The 22,730-nt window shown below is 45.3% G+C and carries 19 protein-coding genes; 2 read left to right on the top strand and 17 right to left on the bottom strand.

Annotated features, from left to right (window positions below; all coding sequences use genetic code 11):
• Nucleotides 1–15: 15 nt before the first annotated feature.
• From ACLWMH_RS01505 to ACLWMH_RS01440, 14 genes are all read right to left on the bottom strand, one after another.
• Entirely contained in the window at nucleotides 16–714 is a 699-nt protein-coding gene (locus ACLWMH_RS01505) for a type III secretion system chaperone family protein (protein ID WP_411914993.1), read from the bottom strand.
• A gap of 13 nt (nucleotides 715–727) precedes the next feature.
• Entirely contained in the window at nucleotides 728–1,441 is a 714-nt protein-coding gene (locus tag ACLWMH_RS01500; protein ID WP_411914992.1) for a leucine-rich repeat protein, read from the bottom strand.
• A 1,078-nt stretch (nucleotides 1,442–2,519) separates the two neighbouring features.
• Complete coding sequence (locus tag ACLWMH_RS01495; protein ID WP_411914991.1) at nucleotides 2,520–2,924, bottom strand: putative signal transducing protein; 405 nt, start codon at nucleotides 2,922–2,924, stop codon at nucleotides 2,520–2,522.
• Entirely contained in the window at nucleotides 2,902–3,504 is a 603-nt protein-coding gene (nadD, locus tag ACLWMH_RS01490; RefSeq protein ID WP_411914990.1) for a nicotinate (nicotinamide) nucleotide adenylyltransferase, read from the bottom strand. Before nadD ends, ACLWMH_RS01495 begins: the two co-directional genes overlap by 23 nt.
• Nucleotides 3,501–4,682, bottom strand: a complete 1,182-nt coding sequence (pncB, locus tag ACLWMH_RS01485; protein ID WP_411914989.1) for a nicotinate phosphoribosyltransferase — start codon at nucleotides 4,680–4,682, stop codon at nucleotides 3,501–3,503. Before pncB ends, nadD begins: the two co-directional genes overlap by 4 nt.
• Nucleotides 4,683–4,686: 4 nt before the next feature.
• Entirely contained in the window at nucleotides 4,687–6,354 is a 1,668-nt protein-coding gene (locus ACLWMH_RS01480) for a hypothetical protein (protein WP_411914988.1), read from the bottom strand.
• 57 nt (nucleotides 6,355–6,411) lie between these two features.
• A complete protein-coding gene (locus ACLWMH_RS01475; RefSeq protein WP_411914987.1) occupies nucleotides 6,412–7,716 on the bottom strand; it encodes an L-cysteine desulfidase family protein in 1,305 nt (434 codons plus the stop codon).
• Entirely contained in the window at nucleotides 7,713–8,819 is a 1,107-nt protein-coding gene (locus ACLWMH_RS01470) for a GDP-L-fucose synthase family protein (protein WP_411915594.1), read from the bottom strand. Before ACLWMH_RS01470 ends, ACLWMH_RS01475 begins: the two co-directional genes overlap by 4 nt.
• A 5-nt stretch (nucleotides 8,820–8,824) precedes the next feature.
• A complete protein-coding gene (gene gmd / locus ACLWMH_RS01465; RefSeq protein WP_411914986.1) occupies nucleotides 8,825–9,985 on the bottom strand; it encodes a GDP-mannose 4,6-dehydratase in 1,161 nt (386 codons plus the stop codon).
• Between the two features lie 4 nt (nucleotides 9,986–9,989).
• On the bottom strand, nucleotides 9,990–10,520 hold the full coding sequence (locus tag ACLWMH_RS01460) for an FHA domain-containing protein (RefSeq protein ID WP_411914985.1): 531 nt from the start codon (nucleotides 10,518–10,520) through the stop codon (nucleotides 9,990–9,992).
• An 87-nt stretch (nucleotides 10,521–10,607) separates the two neighbouring features.
• Nucleotides 10,608–11,843 (bottom strand): glycosyltransferase, encoded by a 1,236-nt coding sequence (locus tag ACLWMH_RS01455; RefSeq protein ID WP_411914984.1) that lies wholly within the window; start codon nucleotides 11,841–11,843, stop codon nucleotides 10,608–10,610.
• A 15-nt stretch (nucleotides 11,844–11,858) separates the two neighbouring features.
• Nucleotides 11,859–13,145: a hypothetical protein gene (locus ACLWMH_RS01450; RefSeq protein ID WP_411914983.1), complete on the bottom strand. Its 1,287-nt coding sequence runs from the start codon at nucleotides 13,143–13,145 to the stop codon at nucleotides 11,859–11,861.
• Complete coding sequence (locus ACLWMH_RS01445) at nucleotides 13,135–13,695, bottom strand: RNA polymerase sigma factor (protein ID WP_411914982.1); 561 nt, start codon at nucleotides 13,693–13,695, stop codon at nucleotides 13,135–13,137. Before ACLWMH_RS01445 ends, ACLWMH_RS01450 begins: the two co-directional genes overlap by 11 nt.
• Nucleotides 13,692–14,738, bottom strand: a complete 1,047-nt coding sequence (locus tag ACLWMH_RS01440; protein ID WP_411914981.1) for a hypothetical protein — start codon at nucleotides 14,736–14,738, stop codon at nucleotides 13,692–13,694. Before ACLWMH_RS01440 ends, ACLWMH_RS01445 begins: the two co-directional genes overlap by 4 nt.
• 474 nt (nucleotides 14,739–15,212) lie before the next feature.
• Here ACLWMH_RS01440 and ACLWMH_RS01435 point away from each other — a divergent pair, with 474 nt between their 5' ends.
• Nucleotides 15,213–16,976, top strand: coding sequence for a hypothetical protein (locus tag ACLWMH_RS01435; RefSeq protein ID WP_411914980.1), 1,764 nt, complete (start codon nucleotides 15,213–15,215; stop codon nucleotides 16,974–16,976).
• 104 nt (nucleotides 16,977–17,080) lie between these two features.
• On the opposite strand, the gene recG is transcribed toward ACLWMH_RS01435, so the two are convergent.
• The 3 genes from recG to der form a co-directional block, all read right to left on the bottom strand.
• On the bottom strand, nucleotides 17,081–19,186 hold the full coding sequence (recG, locus tag ACLWMH_RS01430) for an ATP-dependent DNA helicase RecG (protein ID WP_411914979.1): 2,106 nt from the start codon (nucleotides 19,184–19,186) through the stop codon (nucleotides 17,081–17,083).
• A 3-nt stretch (nucleotides 19,187–19,189) separates the two neighbouring features.
• A complete protein-coding gene (locus ACLWMH_RS01425) occupies nucleotides 19,190–19,861 on the bottom strand; it encodes an IspD/TarI family cytidylyltransferase (RefSeq protein WP_411914978.1) in 672 nt (223 codons plus the stop codon).
• A gap of 181 nt (nucleotides 19,862–20,042) precedes the next feature.
• Nucleotides 20,043–21,353, bottom strand: coding sequence for a ribosome biogenesis GTPase Der (gene der / locus ACLWMH_RS01420; RefSeq protein ID WP_411914977.1), 1,311 nt, complete (start codon nucleotides 21,351–21,353; stop codon nucleotides 20,043–20,045).
• 427 nt (nucleotides 21,354–21,780) lie between these two features.
• On the opposite strand from der, the gene rsmH reads away from it, so the two are divergent.
• A complete protein-coding gene (rsmH, locus tag ACLWMH_RS01415; protein ID WP_411914976.1) occupies nucleotides 21,781–22,725 on the top strand; it encodes a 16S rRNA (cytosine(1402)-N(4))-methyltransferase RsmH in 945 nt (314 codons plus the stop codon).
• The last annotated feature ends 5 nt before the right edge of the window (nucleotides 22,726–22,730 follow it).

Raw genomic sequence — 22,730 nt, 5'->3', positions numbered from 1 at the left:
CGTGGATACGAGACATCACCAATGCGCATACTCTTCAGACGAGAATTGTACACCTGGGTAGTCGCTCTTGCTATACGGAGTGAAGTGAAGAAGACACCAAATATTTGTCTTTTCGTTGTGGAAGATAACATCTCCATCTGTACGACACCTTACATACTTATACCCCATTGAGTCGATCCACGCACGTATCTGCGGACTTCTTAGTAGTTTATCGCTTTTAGATTTTAGTACGACTTCATTCATCTTTCCATCCCATCCATTCATATAGCCAGTCATAAAAAAGAGCTCTTTTCCTGTAGAGAAAATCCAAAAACCAGGTAGTGAGCGTGAATCTTTTTCATGTCCTTGAGCGGCCTCAAAGGCTTCCACACCAGCTATATTGTCGGTACCCAAAGCCTCAATCATTGGCAAAAAGTACTGAGATGCATCTGCAAGCAATTCACTTATTGTTTCACCAAAAGAGGCCTTCCCAAGGTCAATTTTCTTAAGTTTATTTTCTGTAGCCATCTTTTGCAAGACAGCGATATCGGCTTCATTAACGACTCCCGTGATCTTGATTGATTCTATAGATGCCCGCTCTGATTCTGTAAGAACAGACTCAAGAGTTCCCGCTTTTTCAAGATTGATCTCCTTTGTGGTTGTCCCGCTTTGTGCATAGGAAAAAGTATATGCCACAAAAATAAGTAGTAGGCTATATATATATGTACGTACCATAGAAGTAATTGTATTAAAGGATGATTGTTTGTGCTACAGCGTTGTTGGTGTAGAGAATGAATGTGCCTCGGGAAGGCAAAGAGAGTATAGCTTCATGAGTAGGAGACAACTCTCCTTGAGCTATGATTCTTCCCTCAATAGAGTAAAGAGCAAATGCACTTATCGAAGGATTCTCCGTTTTTAGCTTTAATAGATTGCCCGAACAGGCTATTTGAAGGTCTGCAGAGGAAATCTCTTGTGAAGCGTTGGGCTTGCGGTATACAATTTTAGTTTTTTCAAAAGAATAGATTGCATCAAGCTTGCTTTTGAGGGCCTCTGTAGGAACGTAAATCACAAGTCCTTCCTGGTCAGGAAAAGAAGTTGGGGCACTCTCTTCCACAGTTTCTGGCAACGTGACAGATTTAAGAGCACTACAACCCGTAAAGGCAAAATCTCTTATTTGCTTGGTATTTTTAGGGAGGATTATCTCTTCCAGATTCACTGCCTTGAGAAAAGCATTTTCGTAAAGACCTTCAAAGAGTGTATTAAACTTAGAAGGGTCAACAGTTTCAGCAGCTCGGGTAGACCTCGCTTGCTTTTTCAAAATAGAAGGGTTTGTTGCCACCGCAGACTTTACCTGTGGAGATACGAGATTGTTTACGTGAGTCATCTCTTGCCTGCTTTGTCCCAATAGTGGAGCTCCACACGACAAGAGGAGAAGAACAAACAATGTAGTTGTTTTTTTCATAATGGGTTATTATTAAAGTTTGCTTTTAACTATGTTAGCAATGAAAACATATCAAATTAGGAACTATTGCTTTAAAAAGTAAAGATCTCATTTGGAATGCCCCCCAAAAAAGTATTAACCATTGACTCTTTACCCTGATGAAAGTAAGCATTCCTTACTGAGGTAGAAAATAAGTCTCTTTTTATAATTCCGAAATTACTCATTACAAAAAAATGCTTTCCTTATACACAAAGATAATAATATATCTCAGATTTTGTTCACTTCACAAAAGAAATCCGGTCATTTTTTTCAAAATGACTCATCAAATTTTCATCTTAGTACAGATTTTAAATACTTAAAGCAATATTTTCCTTCAAACAAATTGTTCTATGTACGACACGAGGCGAGATAAAAGGAAGGGAATCCTAAATACGAAAGCAAGACAAGCTCCTAAAGAAAAGAGCTTGGTGAGGAATGGTCAAATAAGAAAAAAATCAAGTAGGTCGGGAAACGAAGTTTTCTGACCTACTTTCGTTTCCTTCCCTCTCACACCATCGTACGTGCCGTTGGGCATACGGTGGTTTAATTCGTTTTCAAAGAGTGACTAATCATATTCGATTAGTTTGTTCTTCCGTCTTTCTTAAGTTCCTCTTCCAATGATTGCCTGCTTATTCGTCCATATTTGGCATATTCCCAACCATCTCTGAGTGGAGAGCAGCGAGAGTGGATAATACCTTGACTAACTATCGGGCACAGACATTCCCATAAAACATCTATACTTTTCACGCAAAAGGTATAGATATCTCGTTGGGAAGGTTCTAATCTTTTATTCAAAAGATATAGATCTTTTGATGCAAAAGTAGAAAGTTAAGGGAAAGAGCTAAAAGTTATTTTTTAAGATTCTTTCGTTCGCGCCGACGCGCTTTATAGATCGGTACAAAAATTATAATTCCACTTGCCACGATCAGAAAGATTGTATAAAGCGTAATTTCTGCGTACAGGAGAATGGTCACGATAAGAAAGATCCACAGAGCGAACAAGAAGCCGATCTGTAAGTTGCTGAAATGTCGAGGTTGCTTATTACCCGGATTCATAAGCATTAAGAGGGGCTAAGCGTCTGTACGATAAGTAAAATCAGGAATAGGACAAGAATAACGGCTACAAAGAGGAATAACAAGGCATTCTTTAGCGACATTTTCCGTAAAATAGGCGCTGTAGAGAGCCACTCATTGAAACGCGCCACATTGGATTGCTCCGGGTGAGGAATCTCTTTTCCATTACTCTTAAGCACTTCAAGAGCTCTCTGCGCATCTTCACGAGGAACCATGAGACGTATGCCACCTACATCGACAGCTGCACCGAGGATCATATGACTATAAAGCGACTCCAGTGTAGCCATAATTCCCTCCTTTTCAAGGAGTTGTACCACCTCTTCTGCTTCCACTACACTCCTATAAGTTTGCAGAAGCACAAGCTCCTCTTCATAGTGTTGTCGTCGTCCCATTTCTTACAATAGATTGCATCTCATGAATCAAGTTGGGTTGTGGTAGAAAGAAACGCACATCCTCGCCTTTGCGCAATGCATCACGAAGATAGGTAGAGGAAATTTCTATTAGTGGCGCTTCCGCAGCCAAATAGCACCGAGGGGTTAATGACTCAGGCGCTACTACAGATCCGCGACGGGGGTAAATAAGAAAGTCCGTACCGGCGATAAGCTCTTGATAACGGTACCAATCCTTAATATTGCACCAGCTATCACTCCCCATTATAAAACAGAGAGAGGCATCGTGCCATTCCGAATGAAGTGCTTCAAGGGTATCAAAGGTATAATGAGGCGAAGGCAAGGAGGCCTCTATTGTCGAACATTCAAATCGAGTATCGCCTTGGATAGCCGCTTGTATAAAAGCGACTCTCTCTTCAAAAGAGAATAAGCTTTGTTTCTTTTTTAAGGGATTCTGTACAGTAGGCACAAGCAATACTTGATCAAGGTGCAACTCTGTATTCAATAGAAACCAGTTGGCAAGAGCCAAATGACCTATATGAATAGGATCAAACGTACCGCCTAAGATAGCTACTCGCCTCATCTATCAATACCCAAAGTAGCTTGTGCCAAGCGTATTTCCTCTTCTTCTCCAGTATGCTTACCTGCAGTATCCGAGAGCTTTACACAGTCGCTCCACTGCTCTTTTTCAGTCATACGGCAACGCCACAGTTTCATCACTATATTAGAAGGCTTATAGCCACTTCCCGTATCATTAGTGAGGTTGGTGCCAATACCAAATGTGCAGCCGATTCGTCCTCTACAGGCATTGCGTATTTGAATGGCACGCTCTGTATCAAGGCTATCGGAGAAGATAATATACTTCAGTGAAGGATTCACTCTCAGCTCATTATAACGGGCTATTGCCTTATCGATAAAGGCAATAGGATCACCGCTATCCTGACGTAAGCTGGTAAAGAGCAGAGCGTGCTTCTTGGAAAAATTACGCAAGAATACATCCGTGGTATATGTATCAGTAAGAACAGTACCCAAATCACCATCGTAGACGCTGATCCAATCCTCCATAGCCATATAGTTCGCCATCTTATAGCCATAAATTGCCCCATGAAATTGAATCCACTCATGCGGATGGGTACCGGAAACTTTCAAATCGTATTTATGAGCGAAGTGCATGTTGCTGGTTCCATAAAGGGCACTTCCCGCATGTTCCTTCATGATACCGGTTACTTTATCCTCCACCTCGTAGCTGAAACGGCGTCGCATTCCAAAAAGAGAAAACGTTATTTGCTCCTTTTTAAGCAACTCCGCTTTACGAATAGCAGCCTCCACCAAATAAGCATGGTCCGGCTCTGCCTGCATCATTCTATAGTATAGCTCGCTAACTAAAGCTAAAATGGGGGTTTCCCAAAGGGTAACACGATAAAGAGGACCAACGGCATCAATATGAAGCTTGCCGCCCTCATCCAAATGAATATCCAACTCATTAGGATCAAATCGAAAACCTTTTAGGAAGTCGACATACGTAGGGGGAAGATACGGCATAGCCTTCTTTATAAAGGCGGCTTCACTCACCGTTAAAGCTACCGTGGAAAGATGGTTAATCTCTTCACGAAGTTTCTCATCAAACCCGGTCGGATAAACCCGGTCGCTTCGATCTATAAATCTGAATATACCCTCGGCATAGGGGAATAGCTTGCTATAGGCATACCCTGTAGTAAACTTGTATAGATCTGTATCCAATATGCTATTAATGATAGGCATGATACTATCTATGCAGCCAAAGGGTTCGTATTTGCACGCTATCAAGGTCAGCCACTCTGCTCATTTCACGCTCCATATGGTGTATTTGCTTCCTTCGGCTTCTGAATGCAGTAACAGGAACAAGTAAATCGGTGGCATACTTAGGCAAAAAGAACGGAACCTTTTCAGGCGCCACAGTGAGTATGAGTAGTCCATTCTGAGGAATAGACCCAATTAGTTTTTGCACATCTTTATCAAAGGCCTGACTTCCTAAATAGCCGGGGCGATAGTAAAAAGGCGTTGCGCCATCGTGGACAGTGCTCCCTTGGGGTAATAGGTCATGCCATACAACACTTCTGCCACTTTCTCGGGTGTTTTTTACTAACCGCTGAACAAATAGCTGCACTTCCTGAGTGTAAGATGGGGATGCTATTACCAATCTATCCACATCGGATAAAGAAGTACGCAGCAAATCCAACTGTTCATCCAAGAGGGAAAGAGACTTCTCGCTTTTTCCCATTTTAAAGCTACCCACAAACTTTTTGTGCCAAAGGGCCGAAAGCTGACTCATCTCATATATACAGCCACGCTTCAACCAACAATAATAGATGATCAGCATGGGGACAATGATCCCGAGTGTCAGCAGTACAAAAAGAAGATAATTAAATCCATCCTTAGCATGACGGGAAGATGGGGCATCGACAACCGTAAGGAAGTGCTCCACAGAAAGAGCCTCACTATTGGATATATTACGTGTCAACTTCATATTGAGCAGGTTACGCTCTTTGGCTGCTGCCTCAGAAGAGATCACGCCTTCCGCACTCTTTTGAGAGAGAGCGCGCAAAGACTGCTCAATTAATTGTCTCTCTTCCATTAGATCGCTTTGCAACATTTCATGCACGTATTTCTCGCCCTGCGCTGCCATTCCTTCCAATAGCTCTGTAACTAAACGAACCGGGCCGCCAATACGCACATGGAAAGTATAAGCGGGGATATCCTCGCCCAAAGACTCCGTTTCAAGACTCATTTCCTTATCAAATAATGTCTTTACGTCTACGGCGCTCTGCTTACTCACATAAACCGGCTGCGTAAGATCCAGCTTGGTCCTCGGATAGCATGTATTGGCAGCTTGTGGTAGACAAACCACACGTCCTATACTTGTCTGGGCTGTATCACCCAAGGCTATAGAGACTTCACCAAACTTCTTTTCGTCTATTGGATTAGACTGAAAAGTACCTGAAGGAGAGGTTAGGCGAACTCCCTTTTGCGTCCAATCGGCTATTAGCTTAACCTGATCCATATCGTTCATATCAAGAAAACGAAGGCGATAGGGCAGGTCATTATATACATCTACATATCTCAGCTTATTCTTTTGAGCATAGGACATATCAAAGCCGCAATCCATTCCCGCTCTATAAATCACATCCACAGAGGTGATGTAAGCATAGATCTGAGTTATCTGATAGGGGGCATTTTTATCCCATAAGTGAGTGGGAGCAAGATTGTCTCCATTGAGTAGATACTCATTAGTAACCTTGTCTGCATAGCGACTCATCACGGTCATACGGTAACTGGGTTGACCTATATAAGTACGCTGAGACAATACTTTCATCATTACAGCAACAGCGATAAAGGAGAGTAAGAAAAGTGGCCAACCTTTCAGCATCATTCGTAAGAAGATGCTGAAGCTCATGCTATGTTGTCGCTTATTGGTATTAGGAGATAGAGTACTCATTATAAAAAAGAAAAGTTAAGAACGGTCTTTCTTGCTTGTCATGATATCTAATACGAGCCGATCCGTTTCACTCATGGCGTTACGTCCAATTGAGGTAAGATTTTCGATGGTACGGTCGACATCATCATCCACAATTCCCTCTTCGCTCGTTACTACCCTATTCTGCACAGCAAGAAGAGCAGAAAAAAGAGCCGAGGAGACTCCACTTGATACCTTCATACTGCAACTTGGCTTTGCCCCATCACATAGCATACCGGTTATATTGCCTACCATATTTTTAACGGCAAAAGCCACCTGCTCACGTGTGCCGCCCAATAAATACGTAAGACCACAACTGGAGCCTGTAGCTGCCACCACACAACCACACAAAGCCGACAGACGACCGAGTTTTTGCTTAATATAAATAACCATCAGGTTGCTCAGGATAAGGGCTCTAATAGTCTCTTCCCGACTCTTACCCTCCTGACGAGCAAAGACCGCTACAGGCAGTGTAGCCGTTATTCCTTGATTGCCGCTCCCCGAATTACTCATCACAGAGACCGGAGCACCATCCATGCGGGCATCACAAGCTGCCGTTGTATAGGAGAGTATCTCGGTAAATGTAGATTGTCCCAAGTACTTACGTCCCATATCACTCCGTATCATACGTCCCACTTGATGACCGAAATTACCTTGCAAGGAAAAATCCGCCGCATTTCGATTCAGGTTAACCGCTTCTTCAATAAAAGAAAGACGCTCTATATCCGTCTCCGTGGCAAAACGATATACCGTATCAAAGTCCAATTGTCTTTCCTCTTCGTTAGCCAACGTAGCGGTCTCCTCATTCTTTACACAACGCTTATTGAGTATTACCTCTCCATTGCGAGCCACATAACTGATATTCGTATGGGTACCCTCAATAATTACCTCAGCATGTGCAGAATCTCCCTCTAATAAAACCTCAATATAGAGTTTATCCACATCTCCCTCTTTGTGTTTGATCTGGATGATTTTCTGTGCCACTATTGCTTTAGCTTTCTCAAGCTTATCACTGGAAAATCCGGATAGGACAGAAAGCTCTTTCTCAGGCTCAGCAATAACAATACCCAATGCGACAGCTATCGGCAAGCCAATCATACCGGTACCGGGTATGCCTACTCCCATAGCATTCTTGAGCATATTACTACTAAGTAAAATAGTAGCTTTCTTCACCTCTTCGCCAAGTATAGAAGAGGCTTTGGCAGCTGCCAACGCTACAGCAACAGGCTCGGTACATCCGGTTGCAGGAACGACCTCCTTGCGTAAGAGATCAATACATATATCTTCTAATTCTTTCGTCATTTCTTACCCTTATCTTCGTCCGAATCCTTAGTGTTGTTACAATACCATTTATAATAACGAGGAAGTCCGTCTTCAAGTTGCGTTTCTGCTTTCCAACCTAAATGAGCCAATCGACTTACATCCAAAAGCTTTCTGGGAGTGCCATCCGGGTGTACGCCATCGAAGGCTATGGTGCCTTCAAATTGTACTACTTTTTTTACCAAATGGGCTATTTGTGCAATGGTATGCTCTCGTCCTGTACCTACATTGAAGTGTCTGTTTCTAACCGTACCTCCGCGGGCAATATCTTCCTTCAGAGAAACATGTTCCATCACAAATAAAGCAGCCGAGGCGACATCATCGCTCCACATCAGTTCACGCAGTGGCGCACCGCTACCCCATAGGGTAAGGCAATCAGCGGAAATACCATAGTTTCCCAGCATATCTTTAATCTGCTCTTCAGTAGAATCGGCTTGATTAAAACATGCCACCGGATACCTTTTTAAGTCCTGTCGGATCAAATCATATCGTCCTTGTCGCAGGAGTTTAGCTAAATGCATTTTCCTTAGTATAGCAGGGAGGAGATGACCGGTCTCTAAATTAAAATTATCATTTGGACCATACAAGTTGGTGGGCATAAGCGCGAGCCAATCGGTTGCGTACTGTCTATTAAAGCTCTCACACATCTTCAGTCCGGCTATTTTAGCTATGGCATAAGGCTCGTTTGTCTCCTCTAATGGAGAAGTAAGCAGACTTTCCTCGCAAATAGGCTGAGGCGCACATCGGGGATAGATACAGCTGCTCCCCAGAAAAAGAAGCTTCTTCACACCACACCTAAAGCTCTCGCCCATTAAGTGCTGCTGAATAGCTAAATTACGGAATATAAAGTCTGCCCCCATACGGCTATTTGCCAGAATTCCGCCTACGAAAGCCGCTGCTATAAAAACGTACTCCGGCTTCTCCTCCTCAAAAAAAGCATGTACAGCCGTTGCATCCAAAAGGTCAAGCTCCGCATGACTCGCTGTAATTAAATGGCTGAACCCCTCCTCTTGAAGCTTGCGCAGTATGGCACTGCCTACCAAACCTCTGTGCCCCGCCACATAAATACGTGCATCTTTAGCTATCATGATTACTCGAAATAATTACACGTCTTGTAACCACCTTCCTCAAGGTACGCCTCTTTTTTCATTAGCGCCACATCGTGCAGCATCATATCCTGCACAATATCACTTAGGGAATACTCAGGATACCACTGCAATTTCTCACGGGCCTTTGCTGCATCTCCCAAAAGCGAATCCACTTCTGTAGGACGAAAGTATGCCGGATCAACAGCGAGTAAGCGACTTCCCACTCGCTTTTTTATTGTGGATAAGTAGGCTTCTCCCACACAGGTTGTAAACCGCTCTTCATCTATAGAGGTAAGTAGAGCCTGCTCCTCCTCCGCCTCTCCCTGAAACGTTATGTGGAGTCCTACCCATTCAAAAGCCATCCGTGCAAAATCTCTTACGGAAGTCGTAACACCCGTAGCCACCACATAATCGTCAGGCTGCGGTTGCTGTAAGATAAGATGCATAGAGCGCACATAGTCCTTCGCATGCCCCCAGTCTCTTTGAGCTGAAAGATTACCCAGCCATAGGCAGTTTTGCAAACCAAATACTATTCGGGCCACCGAACGGGTTATTTTCCTCGTCACGAAGGTTTCGCCCCGCAAAGGAGACTCGTGATTAAAAAGAATCCCATTGCTTGCATGTATTCCGTAAGCTTCTCGGTAATTGATGGTAATCCAATAGGCAAAAAGCTTTGCCGACGCATAGGGGCTACGCGGATAAAAAGGCGTAGTCTCTTTCTGTGGCGTTTCCTGCACTTTACCGAATAACTCACTTGTTGAGGCCTGATAATAACGAACTTTCTGCTCCATGCCCAAAAGACGTACAGCTTCCAATATACGCAGTGCCCCCAAAGCAACTACATCAGCTGTATATTCAGGCAACTCATAGCTTACCTTCACATGGCTCTGAGCAGCTAAATTATATATTTCATCCGGCTGTACCTCGGCGATAAGACGAGTTATGTTCTGACCATCTGTAAGGTCTCCATAATGCAAAAAAAAGCGTCGGTCAGCCTCATGAGGATCCTGATAGAGGTGATCTATACGCTCAGTGTTGAACATTGAAGAGCGACGCTTGACTCCATGTACCTGATATCCTTTCGATAAAAGGTATTCGCTCAAGTAAGCCCCATCTTGACCGGTTACACCGGTTATTAAAGCCACTTTACCCGTTTGTTTCATAGGATCACTCTTTACTAAATGTAAATATAATTGAGGTTGCGCCAAGTGTAATCACCTCGCCCTCTTGCAGAAGATGGTGCTCGTCCGGCATTAACTCTCGGGTATTGATAAAGGTGCCGGTCATACTATCATTATCCCATATTTCAACCTGTACTTCACCGCTCTCGGTGGGTTGTACATTGATCATGCAATGGTTACGATCTACACTAGGGTCGTTGGTACGAATAGGCACTTCTAACTCGGAAAAGCGATCGTTGTATCTCCCCACGCGGTTCAACCCCTCAACCAATGGGAAACGCTGTGCATAGCCGAATACATTCTCAATCACTTTTAGATAGGCAAAAGCAGGCATGCCAACTCCCTGTTGAGCTGGTTCAGAATTACAAACTTCCGGTTCTTCCTCTAATATTCTGAAAGCCAAACGCCGCTTACAATTGGGACAATTCAACACCACACGTCCTCCGCTACGCTCGTAGCGTCGAAGCTCCTCCTCGGTTATGCGTCGCTTGCAATAGGGACAAATGATATACTTCATAGCTTTTCGTACCGCAACAATACAAAGGGCACCCATCTGCCCCTGCATGCCATTATCCTTCAAAAGTAACCAATTATATTCACATCCTCACGCTTTAGCATGAAGAAGTGAGTCGTAGAGTCTCCTATATGAGTCAGCTACTCCACCCGCAGAATATCGTTCTAAGGCATGCTTGTGCAGTTGGGTCCTGCATAAATTATTTCGCTGTGACAGCACCTCGGCTACTGCATCAGCTAAAGCACGGCAATCAAGAAGAGGAACCGTCTTTCCTGCTTCCGGGAGATCAATAATCTCCGGGATACCTCCTACTGCAAAGGCCACTGTAGGCGTTCCGGCAAGTTGCGCTTCTATAATTGTATTGGGGAGGTTTTCTTCCAAGGAGGGGGTTAAGAAAAGATCGGCCGCTGCATAATAAAGATTCATCTCTACCGGATCTTTGACATAACCGGCCACCCTGAGATCAAAGCCCTCAAGGTCATTGCGCAGCACCCTCTCATCTGCCTTTCCAAAAACAACTGCATAAGGTAGTTGCTCCTCGCTATGACGGAGGAAATGGAATGTTTCGATAAGCTGCGCATATCCCTTTCGGGGATCTTGTGCATTAGCAGCCCCAAAGAGTATGATAGGGTCTGTTTCTGGTAGTCCAAGCTTCTGTCGGGCCTGTTTCTGATCAACAAGTCGAAAATGCTCCGTATCAGCAGCATTCACAATATGGGTTACCCGACACTCCTTTGCAAGTATCGAATTTGCAGCTTCTCGTGCAATCCACTCACTGCACCCCACGAAGCAGGGCTTTAGTTCTCTGTAGAGACGTTGTTTGCGTTGTCCAATACGGTACTCTAAGCTTTGCGGACTTTTTTGGGTCCAAGCGTTCACGTCCTTACAATGATGCGTAACAGCAGTAACAGGCCACATATCGTGCATTGTCCAAACGATAGGTTTTCTAAGTGCAACCAAATCCTCCAAAGAACGAATGGATAGAAACCCTTGATTTATCCAGTGCAAGTGAATGATATCTGCTTCCTGTACAAGAGGAGAATTTGTCACATTGAACCCTGCAATCGGATAGGAACGAGCGAAGAGCGTGCTATCCCTTTTCAGCCCGTTTCTCCTAAAAGAAGCCCATATTTCTCTATAGAATTGGACTTGTGCCCTCAAGGGAGTTGCTTGTTCCAAAGCATGCACACATGTAGACTTGCCTTCTCGTTGCAAAACGAGCAAGGATGCATCCACACCATCGTCTATGAGTGCCCGCACCAGTCGTTCTGCTGCTATGGCTGCTCCTCCGCGTACATCAAAAGTGGATAAGTGGATTACCTTCATTATAATGTATGCCGATCAGAAGTGCATGGGGGGCGTAAAGAGCAGTCCAACTGAAATAGTTAGCGCAAGTGGATTTTGATTATAATAGGTTTTTAATGGAGTACCGTCTTTAAAGTAGTAGGAGAGGGACGGCTCTACATAAAGGGAGAGAAGAGACGATAGTCGTACTGTTGCTCCGGCCCGCCCATGCAAGGACCAGCTCCACGGGAGTGTTCCCAGTGTAGTACCATTTAGCGTAGCAGAAATCACCTTATCCAACTCTCCAGCAGCTCCCACATAGAGACTGATTGATTCGTTTTGATAAGCCGTAATTCGGAAGCCTATAGGCAATCCCAAATAGTGTACATTCTGGCTTTGTTCCCAATGCATCCCATGCTGATCAAGGGAAACCTTACTATGCAGATAACTATAGTTGACACCGAATTCAAAACCGAGATATCTTCCTACTTGCAAAAGTGCATTTACCCCAAACTTAATCGGAATATCATGTCTAAACTCAGCTTGCTCGTAGAGAAGTGCAGAAACGTCACGCTCGGAATTAAAAGCCGTGCCGTTAGTTCCTTTCATAAGAAACATACCCCCGGGAGACATGTCTGCTGTTCCAAATGAGCGACTTCCACTCGCATAAGCAAGGAATGAGGCTCTTATAGAGAGATCTTTGTTCTCTTCTTCCTCTTTTACGCTCCGAATGGTAGCAACAGCTTGTAATGGCTGCGGTTGTATCTCCTCCTTAGATCCCTGTAGTACTATCGTCTCCTCACTGTTTGCCCGGTTAGTTGTCTGTTCCTCAACGTTACTTAAGGATTCTTCGTCATGTTTATCGGGGGCAGTCATGGAAGAATTAGATAGTTCCTTCATCTGCTGGCTCTCTTCTCGTAAAGACTGAGGATGCGTATCACCACGCAGGGCTTGTGCATTACGCTCATGCTTTGCAGAGTTGACCTGATTCTCTTCCTCGGAATACACATGCTTTGGCTCTGTAGAGTGCCGGCTTGGCTCCTCTATTACAGCAGCGACCTCAGAGGTGCTATTATATTGTCGCTGAAGCGTCTTGTCCATGCCTACCCAGATGGATAAGCCTACTCCCAATACAGCCAGTACAGCTGCCGCCACACGAAGTATCGGCAGAGCGTATACTTTGTGCTGCTTAGGCTTGGGCGTAGCAGACGCTAATGTGGCAGATATACGCATCCACACCTCATCCAAATCCTCTTGAGGTGCTGCATTGCCGGAAGCGTTTAGCCGCTTGCGTAGCAGCTCCTCCTTGCTTTGCTCTTGCTTTATATCCTTATTATATCTCATGGGTTTTATACCATTTTTTAATCTCGGCGGCTAAGCGCTGTTTAGCACGTGCCAGTTGTCCCGAGCTACTCTTTTCATTGATTCCCAATAGGGAGGCGATCTGCTTATGACTCATTCCCTCTACCACAAACAAATTGAACACCATTCGGTAGCCCTCGGGTAAAGCTGCTACCATTGTTTGTAGATCTTCTATGGGAATACGAGCTACTTCTTCTTCGTCTATCTCATCCCATGCAGGCCCCTCGCTGCATACATCCTCATTGAGCGGTACGAAAGAGATGCGTTTTGCTTGCCTAAGGTGCATCAAAGCTTCATTGACAAACAACCTTGAGAGCCAAGATTTAAGACTTCCCTCGCCTCTATACTCATATTTCCCGATCTGCTCGTACGAGTGGATAAACGCATCATGGAGCACATCCTTGGCAGTTTCTCTATCCGGCACGTAACGCAGAATCAGATTGTAAAGGTATGGAGCATACAGACGATATAATGCACCGAAGGCCTCTCTATTACCCTCTTTTATTCGTTTGCTAAGCTCCTGCTCTGTCACCACTCTATGGGAATCGTTATTATAATACCATTGCGAAAGTAATTAATATTTCCCTTTTCAGCCTCTCCCTCACCCACACGCTTTGCAGTCAGAAGAGGCGCTCCGTTACTATCTTGCTTGTAATCAATGAGGAACGTAAAAGACTGGCTATCAGAATACTGTATTGTTAAAGGTTCCTCTTTTAGTTTTTCTTCAGGAAGTGGACCTAAGGCCAAGAAGAAATTCAACTGTGCAGAAGGATAGAGGCCCACAAAATAGCTGGTTCCGTAGTAAAACTTCGGCTTCGGCTCAGTCACACTCTTGTCAATCGGAGTACCATAAGCACGGTGCTCTAATGGTAAAGTTCGCCCTCGCCACAAAGCCGAGAAAGCATGCTCTGTAGCCTCATTCATGGTAGGCTCTTTGTCTTTATTTTCTCCTCCTCCCTGCCATAGCTTCTCAGGAAGTGGATTAGCAAATCGGAAATAGAGCGTAACCGGAGCAGGCGTTGTATCTTTCAAGTCGTAGCCACTGCGTGCGATCTCCTCCTCACTAAGCTCAATACGTAAGAGTCGATTCTTTGAGATTACGACCTCCTTTCCATCCACCTTTATTTTTGTTACAAAGCTACGATCTTCAGACGTGTAATGACGCATTTCAATTTGGCGCTCAACTCCTCCGGGCAAGTGGAGGATAAACAACTGGGGTTCAAAGTAGTTGGGTTGAAATTCTCCAAATTCAAGTACATAATACGCCTCATCCATTTGCGACACGGTCAGCGCATGAAACCGCTCTCTATTGGCACGCATCTTATCTCGAGCAGGCTCTCCTTCACAATAGAATTTTCTGTCATTCCATTTGATATAAACCTCACTCAGATAAGCCTCGCCCTCTTTAGTCTTCGGTATAATTAGCGGGTGCCCCTCGCTGTCGGTAAGGTCAATTTTCAAGGATATATTGGCGTAATCCATGATCAAACCATTACCTCCATCATTGAAAGGGAGACACCCACTAATTGCAACCACAAACAGGAGTAAGAACAAATACTGTGTCGTTTTTTTCATGTGTTGGTGTGTATTGTGTTGTGTTGGCGTGTTGAGTCGTCTATTGTTTACTTCGCTCTATTTCCTGTCTTCACCTATATAATGCAGACCTACAGGAAATACTGCATCAAGAGGAGAAAAAACTTTCATTTTTTTCTTAGCTTCTAATAAATCCCCCTTTTTTCCCTATGATTCAAGCGATTAGCCTATATATAAAAAGTATTCACCCTCTCACTACTCAAAACATCTGTATTTTTCATTTGAGGGACTATACTTTTTTGAAGCCCTCAGAGCCTGTTTCGGAAGAAACATAAATTCAATACTTTATTGCTACTTTTGTCTCGCAAGAATGTATGTATCCCGTGTGGAAAAGATGCAATAGATCGAGTTCTATTCAAGCATTTCACTGTGAAAGAGTACTTACTTCCACCCATTTCAATCCAAGTAACGAAAAGCCGTAACACGATAATTCAACTAACTTATCATATAATTATAATGAAGAGGATTATTCCATTTATCACACTGCTAGCACTATTTGTTGTAGGAGGTTGTAACAACGAACCGGACGATAATAACCCTAATCCGGAGCCCAAACCGCAAGCTCACAACTACAAGGCTCTCTTCCAAGCAGAGCCTTCCTCTGTCTCTGCGGCCGGCGGAGATGGGCGTATTATCGGCACGCTGCAAGAACTCTCCCAAGATGGGAAAATAGAGAGCGAGAAGCCACTCAAGCCAAATGAATACACGCTTAAGCTTATCTCAGGCAATAAAGAGCAGATCACCCTGGACGAAATAGGTAAGACCTTCTCCATTGTACAAGGCGATGCCGCTACCTTTGAGTTGGAAGCCTTTGTCACATCCGGAGTTGCCAAGGGCCAGAAGCAAAAGATCACTATCATGCGTGCAGGTACTATCACCTACACATTTGATGCTACGCCCGATTGCTTCGCTGCTAATGGCGGACGGGGTACTGTGACCGGCAAACGTATCATTACCGATGCCGACGGCAAAACTATTGAAGAGAAGGCTCTGGAGGCAAAAGACTTCTCGCTTTCCTTAACGAGTAGTGCAAAGGGAATCCGCATTGATGCAGCGGCCAAAACCTTTGTCGTAGAGGAAGGAAATGCCGCAGAATTTGAATTGGAAGTGGCAGCCGAAGGAAGTGCGCCACAAAAGCTCCGCATCCGACGCGAAGGAACGCTCACCTTCTCCTTTGAGGCTAAGCCGGCCTCTTTCTCCGCACAGGGTGGCGAAGGAATAGTCCTCGGTAAGCAAGCCGCTACCGATGGAAGTGGCAAGGTGGTAGAAGAAAAGGTACTCGCTGCAAAAGACTTTTCTCTAACGCTCAAGGAGGGTAATGCCTCGGAGATCACCATTGACACCGACAAAAAGAACTTTACCATAGCAAAGGGGACGAAAGCTGCCGCCTTTACACTTGAAGCAAAGCCGCATATGGACGGTGCCACTGCTACACAGCTCACTATACACCGCAAAGCCGGAGAAACACCCAACCCAAATCCCGAAATTATGCTACCACTCAATTATGTAGCAGAGTATAATGTGGCACAGGACGGCATATCCTTTGCCACAAGTCAAGCTAATAATGCCTCCGGCTACTTTACTTGGGACGATGCCGTGGCTAAGTTCTCAAATATTACTATTGCCGGCAAATCTTACCACATGCCGAGCCGTGAAGAGTGGTATGCGATTGCTCCGAATTGGGTAGGTAAGCGACCCTATATAGTGTTTGATACCAATGGAGTAGAGGAATACAAAGATAAATCCGAAACGGTTGTGGTTAATGGGGAAACCATCACCTCCACCAACGACTACTACAGTGAGGGTGGCAAAGTATGCTATGCCATTCGCTTCAAGGGCACCAAGTACCACTCGGCTTGGGTCTACTCCTATGCAGACAATCAATATGGAGGGGGTAAGATCTTGATCATACTGGCCCGCCCCATTGAGGAGGGATCCGAGGTTACGATAAAGGATATTATGACCAACTCTTTCTGGGACAAAGATAAGGATAAGGACGTGCTGCGTGTTTTCCCTGCCTGTGGAAGCAATACATCCGGAACGGGACAAAAGGGGGATATGCTCACCGTGGGAGAGTATGGTTACTATTGGGCCGGTACATCCGATTATAAGGGCTACTACTTCATGGGCTTCAATATGCAGTTTGCCTATACCAGCTTTGACGGATACTATAAGTTCTACGGACGTTCTATCAGGCTTTTTGAAACAAGGACCAAATAAACCTTCGTAGCAAGGGGCTTAATACACAAATCAGGTGATGTACGCTCTCGGTGCATTACCTGATTTCTTTTAGTACGTGAATAGAGTGACCTTTAGCGCGTGGTTCAACTGATATTTCCCCAACGCTCTTCCCTCGGATAGAGCCGTTCAAGCTCCAGCCACATCGGTGCATAGAGAGGATTCTTTGCCTCCGGGTCGGCAGCGAGTACATCGCTTGCAACAGCCCCTGCAAGACGCATAAGGAGCACATCCTCTGTGGGTTTGGCAAGGGAGAGCTTACTCAAGTCTCCGCTCTGCCGAGTACCCTCTATATCCCCTGCCCCCCGGAGCTTCATATCCTCCTCGGCAATTACAAAACCATCCGTAGTGCTTGTCATCACCTCCATTCGTCGCTTAGCAGTATATGAGAGCGCTCGCGGGGTAACTAAGATGCAGTAGCTTTGATTGTCTCCACGGCCAACCCGACCACGCAATTGATGTAACTGACTCAAGCCAAAGCGATCAGCATTTTCAATCATCATCACCGTTGCATTAGGGACATCTACTCCTACCTCAATCACGGTCGTAGAGAGAAGAATAGGTACCTCATTACGAGCAAAAGCATCCATTCTCTCTTGTTTATCCTTTGGCGGGAGTTTGCCATGCACCCAAGTTACGTTACGCTCACCGAACATATAGACAAATCGCTTGTAACCGGTCTCCAAGTTGGCATAATCACTTGCCTCCGAACCCTCTATCATAGGGAAAACCACATACACCTGCCTTCCTTCGGCTATTCGATCACGTATAAAATCATAGGCAAGAGATATACCGTCTTCATACAGATGCTTTGTTACAATTGGCTTGCGTCCGGGGGGAAGTTCATCTATGGTAGAGATATCCAAGTCTCCATAAAGTGTCATGGCCAGTGTGCGCGGTATCGGTGTAGCACTCATTATAAGGATATGCGGTAGCACATCAGTGGCTTTACCCCAAAGCTTAGCACGCTGTGCCACGCCAAAGCGGTGCTGTTCATCAATCACGGCAAGCCCCAGATGGGCAAAGCACACGCCCTCCTCAATAAGTGCATGCGTACCGACCAATATAGGTAGTGTACCATCAGCACTTCCTTCTAATATAGGGCGACGCTCTTTGGGTGTTGAGCTGCCGGTAAGCAATGCGACCTCAACGCCAATAGGTGACAGCAAACGACTGAGTGTAGCGTAGTGCTGTGCCGCCAAAATCTCCGTAGGAGCCATAAGGCAGCTTTGGTAACCATTGTCAATGGCCAGCAGCATAGAGAAAGCCGCTACTAAGGTTTTTCCGGAGCCTACATCTCCTTGCAGGAGGCGATTCATCTGGTGTCCGGCATTGCAGTCTAACCGAATCTCACGTATCACACGCTTTTGGGCTTGTGTAAGCGAAAAAGGGAGGGAGTCATAAAGGCTGTTGAACGTAAATCCCACATGCTCAAAGCGATACCCCTCAAAACGCTTATGCCGCTCCAACTTGGTTTGGCGAAGCATGAGCTGCAAATAGAATAGCTCATCAAACTTAAGACGATGAATCGCCGCTTGCAGCTCTTTTGTACTTCGAGGCACATGAATCTGTTGCAGTGCGTCGGGTAATGGGATAAGGTGCTGTTGCGCACATATCTCACTTGGAAGAGTCTCCTCTACATAGGTAGGAATAAGGTGCAACAAGGAGGCGATGATCTTGCCTAATACACTTGGGGTGAGACGTGCACGCTTCATCTTTTCGGTCGTATTATACACCCCATAGAGAGCGCCCACTGCCAAGTCGGGGCTCTCGGCAGGCGTTAACTCAGGATGAGAGACCGAATAAATACCATTATAGAGACGAGGTTGCCCTAAAAGTACATAACACTTCCCTTCCGGATAACGCTTCTTGAGCCAATCACTTCCTTTAAACCAAACAAGCTCTACTTGCCCGGTTGCATCCTTAAATGTTGCTTTAAGGCGTTGCTTACGGCCTACTCCTTCTTGTCGGTAGTCAGTCAGATATCCTTTAAGTTGTACTTCACGGTGAATATTGCGCAACTCCCGAATGGGTGTAATCACTGTACGATCTACATAACGGAACGGGAAGTAATAAATCAGATCACGATAAGTGCGTAGCCCCAACTCATTCTCTAACAGAGTCGCTCGCTTCTCCCCAAGCGTGGGAAGATAACGAAGAGGAGTATCTAAGTAATTACGTTGTTGAGGCATAGACTACTCTATTCTTTGTCGGAGTGCATCGAATAGAAAGGCATCCAAGGGGGTCGTGATCTTTATATTCTCCTCGTTCCCTTTTACCAGAGCTATCTCAGCCCTGGGGAAAGCGGTTTCATATACGGAGCAATCATCGGTAAAGGAGTTGCGGTATGGCTCTTGGTATGCCCTACATAGAAGAGCCGCGCGGAATACTTGAGGGGTCTGCACTACCAAGAAGTTGCTTCGATCGACTGCGCAAGAGCCGTTTTCATTCTTTTGCCTAAGGCTATCGCGTAAGGGGAGAAAAGGCACTGCCGCTCCCTTCAGATCTGCTTCCAAAAGGAGTTGTTCTATCACTTGAGCTGCCACAAACGGACGCACTGCATCATGCACAGCTACCAGACCCTCTTGGGGAGATATAGCGAGGGCATTACGCACAGACTCATAACGAGTTGCTCCACCCTTCACATAGTGGATTGGTACCTTGAGAGAGAGCGGCTTAACTAACTCTTGCGTATAGAAAATATACTCCTCCGGAAGCGAAAGTATGATCTCAGAAGCAAAAGGCGCTATTCTCCGAAGGGTATAACCGATAAGCGGCTCGCCCTGAAACAAGACGAACTGCTTAGGCAAGGTTGCACCAAAGCGTACACCGCTACCCCCTGCCGGGATAATAAAGGTTGCACGCATAGTCTCAGACATATCTCTCCTACAACAGATTTACCGGCTCGTTTGTTTGAGAATTTCCTCATAGACCGCTATGGCACAGCCGGAAATAAAAGTTTCCCCTGCAATGTAAAAGGGACGTTCAGTAAACTCAATATCCATCATTAGGGGAGTAGCCTATACAAGCCCCTCCCCACTTTATCGGCTACTTATCGCGAATAAACACATTAATTGGTACGCCGTTGAAGTCCCAGTTCTCGCGAATCTTATTCTCCAAAAAACGCTTATAAGGCTCCTTTACCCATTTACTTAAGTTGGTATAGAAAGCAAAGGAGGGCACAGCGGTCGGGATTTGCATTACATACTTTATTTTGATGTACTTACCCTTCCACGAAGGGGGAGGCGTCTGCTCTATAATAGGCAACATAACCTCATTCAGCTTATGTGTAGGTATACGGCTTTTTCTCCGATTATATACTCCCTGCGCTGTCTCAAGTATTTTAAAGATTCGTTGCTTAGTGAGTGCCGATACAAATAGTATAGGAAAATCGGTAAAAGGCGCCAATCGCTCGCGAATTGCAGCCTCAAAATGCCTAATAGCAGCCGGAGACTTATCCTCCACCAAATCCCACTTATTGACACACACTACCAAGCCTTTACTATTGCGCAAGGCAAGTGAAATAATATTCACATCTTGTGCCTCTATGCCGCGTGTAGCATCAATTAGTGCGATAGCCACATCACAATATTCAATCGCACGAATTGCCCTAATCACTGAGTAGTACTCGGGATCTTCCTGCACCTTACCCTTCTTGCGGATACCGGCTGTATCCACAAGATAAAAGTTCATTCCAAACTTATTATACTCTGTATAGATAGCATCCCTCGTTGTGCCGGCTATGTTGGTTACAATGTTGCGATCCTCACCGAGAAAAGCATTAATTAAAGAGGACTTACCTGCATTTGGACGCCCTATCACGGCAAAGTGAGGCAAATCCTTTTCTGTTGTCTCCCGCTCCTTCGGCTTAAAGAGGCTCACCACTTTATCCAACAGATCGCCTGTTCCGCTGCCGTTGATGGCACTTACAGGATAGGGATCGCCTAATCCAAGTGCGTAAAACTCAGCACTCTGCATTCCTATCTCAAAATTGTCGGCTTTATTCGCCACCACTAATATAGGACGATCGCTTCGACGCAGGACATTCGATACCTCTTTGTCTAATTCATTGATACCATCTTGTACATCTACCACAAAAAGGATTACATCCGCCTCCTCTACTGCTATAATAGCTTGCTTGTTGATTTCGCTCTCAAATACGTCATCGCTACCGGCCACCCAGCCACCGGTATCCACCACCGAGAAGGTCTTTCCCGTCCACTCCGCATGCCCATACTGCCGATCACGCGTCGTGCCGGCTTCATCGTTGACAATTGCTTGGCGAGTGCCAACCAACCGATTAAAAAGGGTACTCTTCCCCACATTGGGGCGCCCCACAATAGCTACCAAATGTCCCATAATCGCTCTAAACTCGCTTTTAGAACAAGTTTTACCTCATTTTGTTCACTATTAACCGGCGTAGCTAAAAAAGGCTCAACCGAAAAGGCAACCTTTCTTTATGCAAAAAGTTAGCCTTAAAATATTTTGCAAGTATTTTATCCGAGGAAATTCATTCCCCCCACACCCTCCCCGAAACATCTATAACTTTCAAATGAAACATCTATAACTTTTAATTAAAAGATCAGTACCTTTCGTTTGAAACTTTCTGATCTTTTAGACGAGAGATCTACATCCTTTGTAAAGTCCTTATCTTATGCGCCTACTCAACAAACAATCCGCATTTTCACTTGTTGGGGAAGCATATTTTTCCGGACAATATAGAAAAGTGTCTATTAGTTTGAAAAAGCCTTGCCGTTGATTACCTTTGCAAGAGAATTAGACAAGCATGAAAGAGGAACTCCACACCCCCCAGACGGAAGCCGGGTGCTATCACGTACCGGTGCTTCGAGAGCGCTCCGTAGAGCTCTTGGTGACTGACCCTGATGGTATCTATATAGATGCCACATTTGGCGGAGGTGGGCATACGCGCTGTATTTTAGAGCAACTCTCCGCACAAGGGCACTTATACGGCTTTGATCAAGATCCTGATGCAGCCGCCAATGCGCCAGAGGATGAGCGTTTTACTTTTATTGCGTCCAACTTTCGTTATGCAGCCCATTGGATGGAGTACTATGGGGTGTCGCAGGTGCAAGGAATTCTTGCCGACTTGGGGGTTTCGTCGCACCACTTTGATACACCTGAGCGAGGCTTTAGCTTTCGCTTTGAGGAGGCACTTCCCGACATGCGTATGAACCCGCGTGCAGGGATCTCGGCAGCCGAATTGATCAATAGTGCTGCAGAAAGCGAATTGGCTGATATTCTCTATCAATACGGAGAGCTACACGATGCTCGACAGATCGCAGCTGCACTTGTAAAAGCCCGTACCGACATGCCGATCCGGTCCATGGAAAAGTTAGTGGCTTGTCTACAACCCTATTTGCCCCATGCTTCCGAGCAACGTCGCAATAAGCTAAGCCGTATTTTCCAGGCTTTTCGAATAGAAATAAACGATGAATTAGGCGCCTTGAAGGCGCTGTTGACTGCTTCCGAGGAGTTGCTCCCCGTAGGTGGACGCATCGCCATACTCACTTACCACTCTTTAGAGGATCGAATTGTGAAGCAATGGCTTAAGCAGGAGGTGACTATCACAAAGCAGCAAGCTATGCTTTATGGTGCTGCGCCACGCCTGTTTAAGGCAGTCAACAACAAACCCATTACAGCAGGAGCTGATGAACTGGCACGCAATAGCCGCTCCCGAAGTGCCAAGCTAAGAGTTGCAGAGCGTCAGTAGAGGTC

It is taken from the genome of Porphyromonas miyakawae, from assembly GCF_045865415.1.
Lineage (GTDB): Bacteria > Bacteroidota > Bacteroidia > Bacteroidales > Porphyromonadaceae > Porphyromonas > Porphyromonas miyakawae.
Note: the sequence above shows the minus strand (reverse complement) of the source record. Positions and strands in the feature narration are given on the sequence as shown.

Bases quoted from the DNA above. Each gene is read 5' to 3' on its own strand.
- ACLWMH_RS01500 (WP_411914992.1), bottom strand. From the start codon at position 1,441: ATGAAAAAAACAACTACATTGTTTGTTCTTCTCCTCTTGTCGTGTGGA.
- pncB (WP_411914989.1), bottom strand. From the start codon at position 4,682: ATGCCTATCATTAATAGCATATTGGATACAGATCTATACAAGTTTACT.
- ACLWMH_RS01495 (WP_411914991.1), bottom strand. From the start codon at position 2,924: ATGGGACGACGACAACACTATGAAGAGGAGCTTGTGCTTCTGCAAACT.
- ACLWMH_RS01475 (WP_411914987.1), bottom strand. From the start codon at position 7,716: ATGACGAAAGAATTAGAAGATATATGTATTGATCTCTTACGCAAGGAG.
- ACLWMH_RS01505 (WP_411914993.1), bottom strand. From the start codon at position 714: ATGGTACGTACATATATATATAGCCTACTACTTATTTTTGTGGCATAT.
- ACLWMH_RS01450 (WP_411914983.1), bottom strand. From the start codon at position 13,145: ATGAGATATAATAAGGATATAAAGCAAGAGCAAAGCAAGGAGGAGCTG.
- ACLWMH_RS01460 (WP_411914985.1), bottom strand. From the start codon at position 10,520: ATGAAGTATATCATTTGTCCCTATTGCAAGCGACGCATAACCGAGGAG.
- rsmH (WP_411914976.1), top strand. From the start codon at position 21,781: ATGAAAGAGGAACTCCACACCCCCCAGACGGAAGCCGGGTGCTATCAC.
- ACLWMH_RS01455 (WP_411914984.1), bottom strand. From the start codon at position 11,843: ATGAAGGTAATCCACTTATCCACTTTTGATGTACGCGGAGGAGCAGCC.
- ACLWMH_RS01440 (WP_411914981.1), bottom strand. From the start codon at position 14,738: ATGAAAAAAACGACACAGTATTTGTTCTTACTCCTGTTTGTGGTTGCA.
- der (WP_411914977.1), bottom strand. From the start codon at position 21,353: ATGGGACATTTGGTAGCTATTGTGGGGCGCCCCAATGTGGGGAAGAGT.
- recG (WP_411914979.1), bottom strand. From the start codon at position 19,186: ATGCCTCAACAACGTAATTACTTAGATACTCCTCTTCGTTATCTTCCC.
- ACLWMH_RS01435 (WP_411914980.1), top strand. From the start codon at position 15,213: ATGAAGAGGATTATTCCATTTATCACACTGCTAGCACTATTTGTTGTA.
- ACLWMH_RS01425 (WP_411914978.1), bottom strand. From the start codon at position 19,861: ATGCGTGCAACCTTTATTATCCCGGCAGGGGGTAGCGGTGTACGCTTT.
- nadD (WP_411914990.1), bottom strand. From the start codon at position 3,504: ATGAGGCGAGTAGCTATCTTAGGCGGTACGTTTGATCCTATTCATATA.
- gmd (WP_411914986.1), bottom strand. From the start codon at position 9,985: ATGAAACAAACGGGTAAAGTGGCTTTAATAACCGGTGTAACCGGTCAA.
- ACLWMH_RS01480 (WP_411914988.1), bottom strand. From the start codon at position 6,354: ATGAGCTTCAGCATCTTCTTACGAATGATGCTGAAAGGTTGGCCACTT.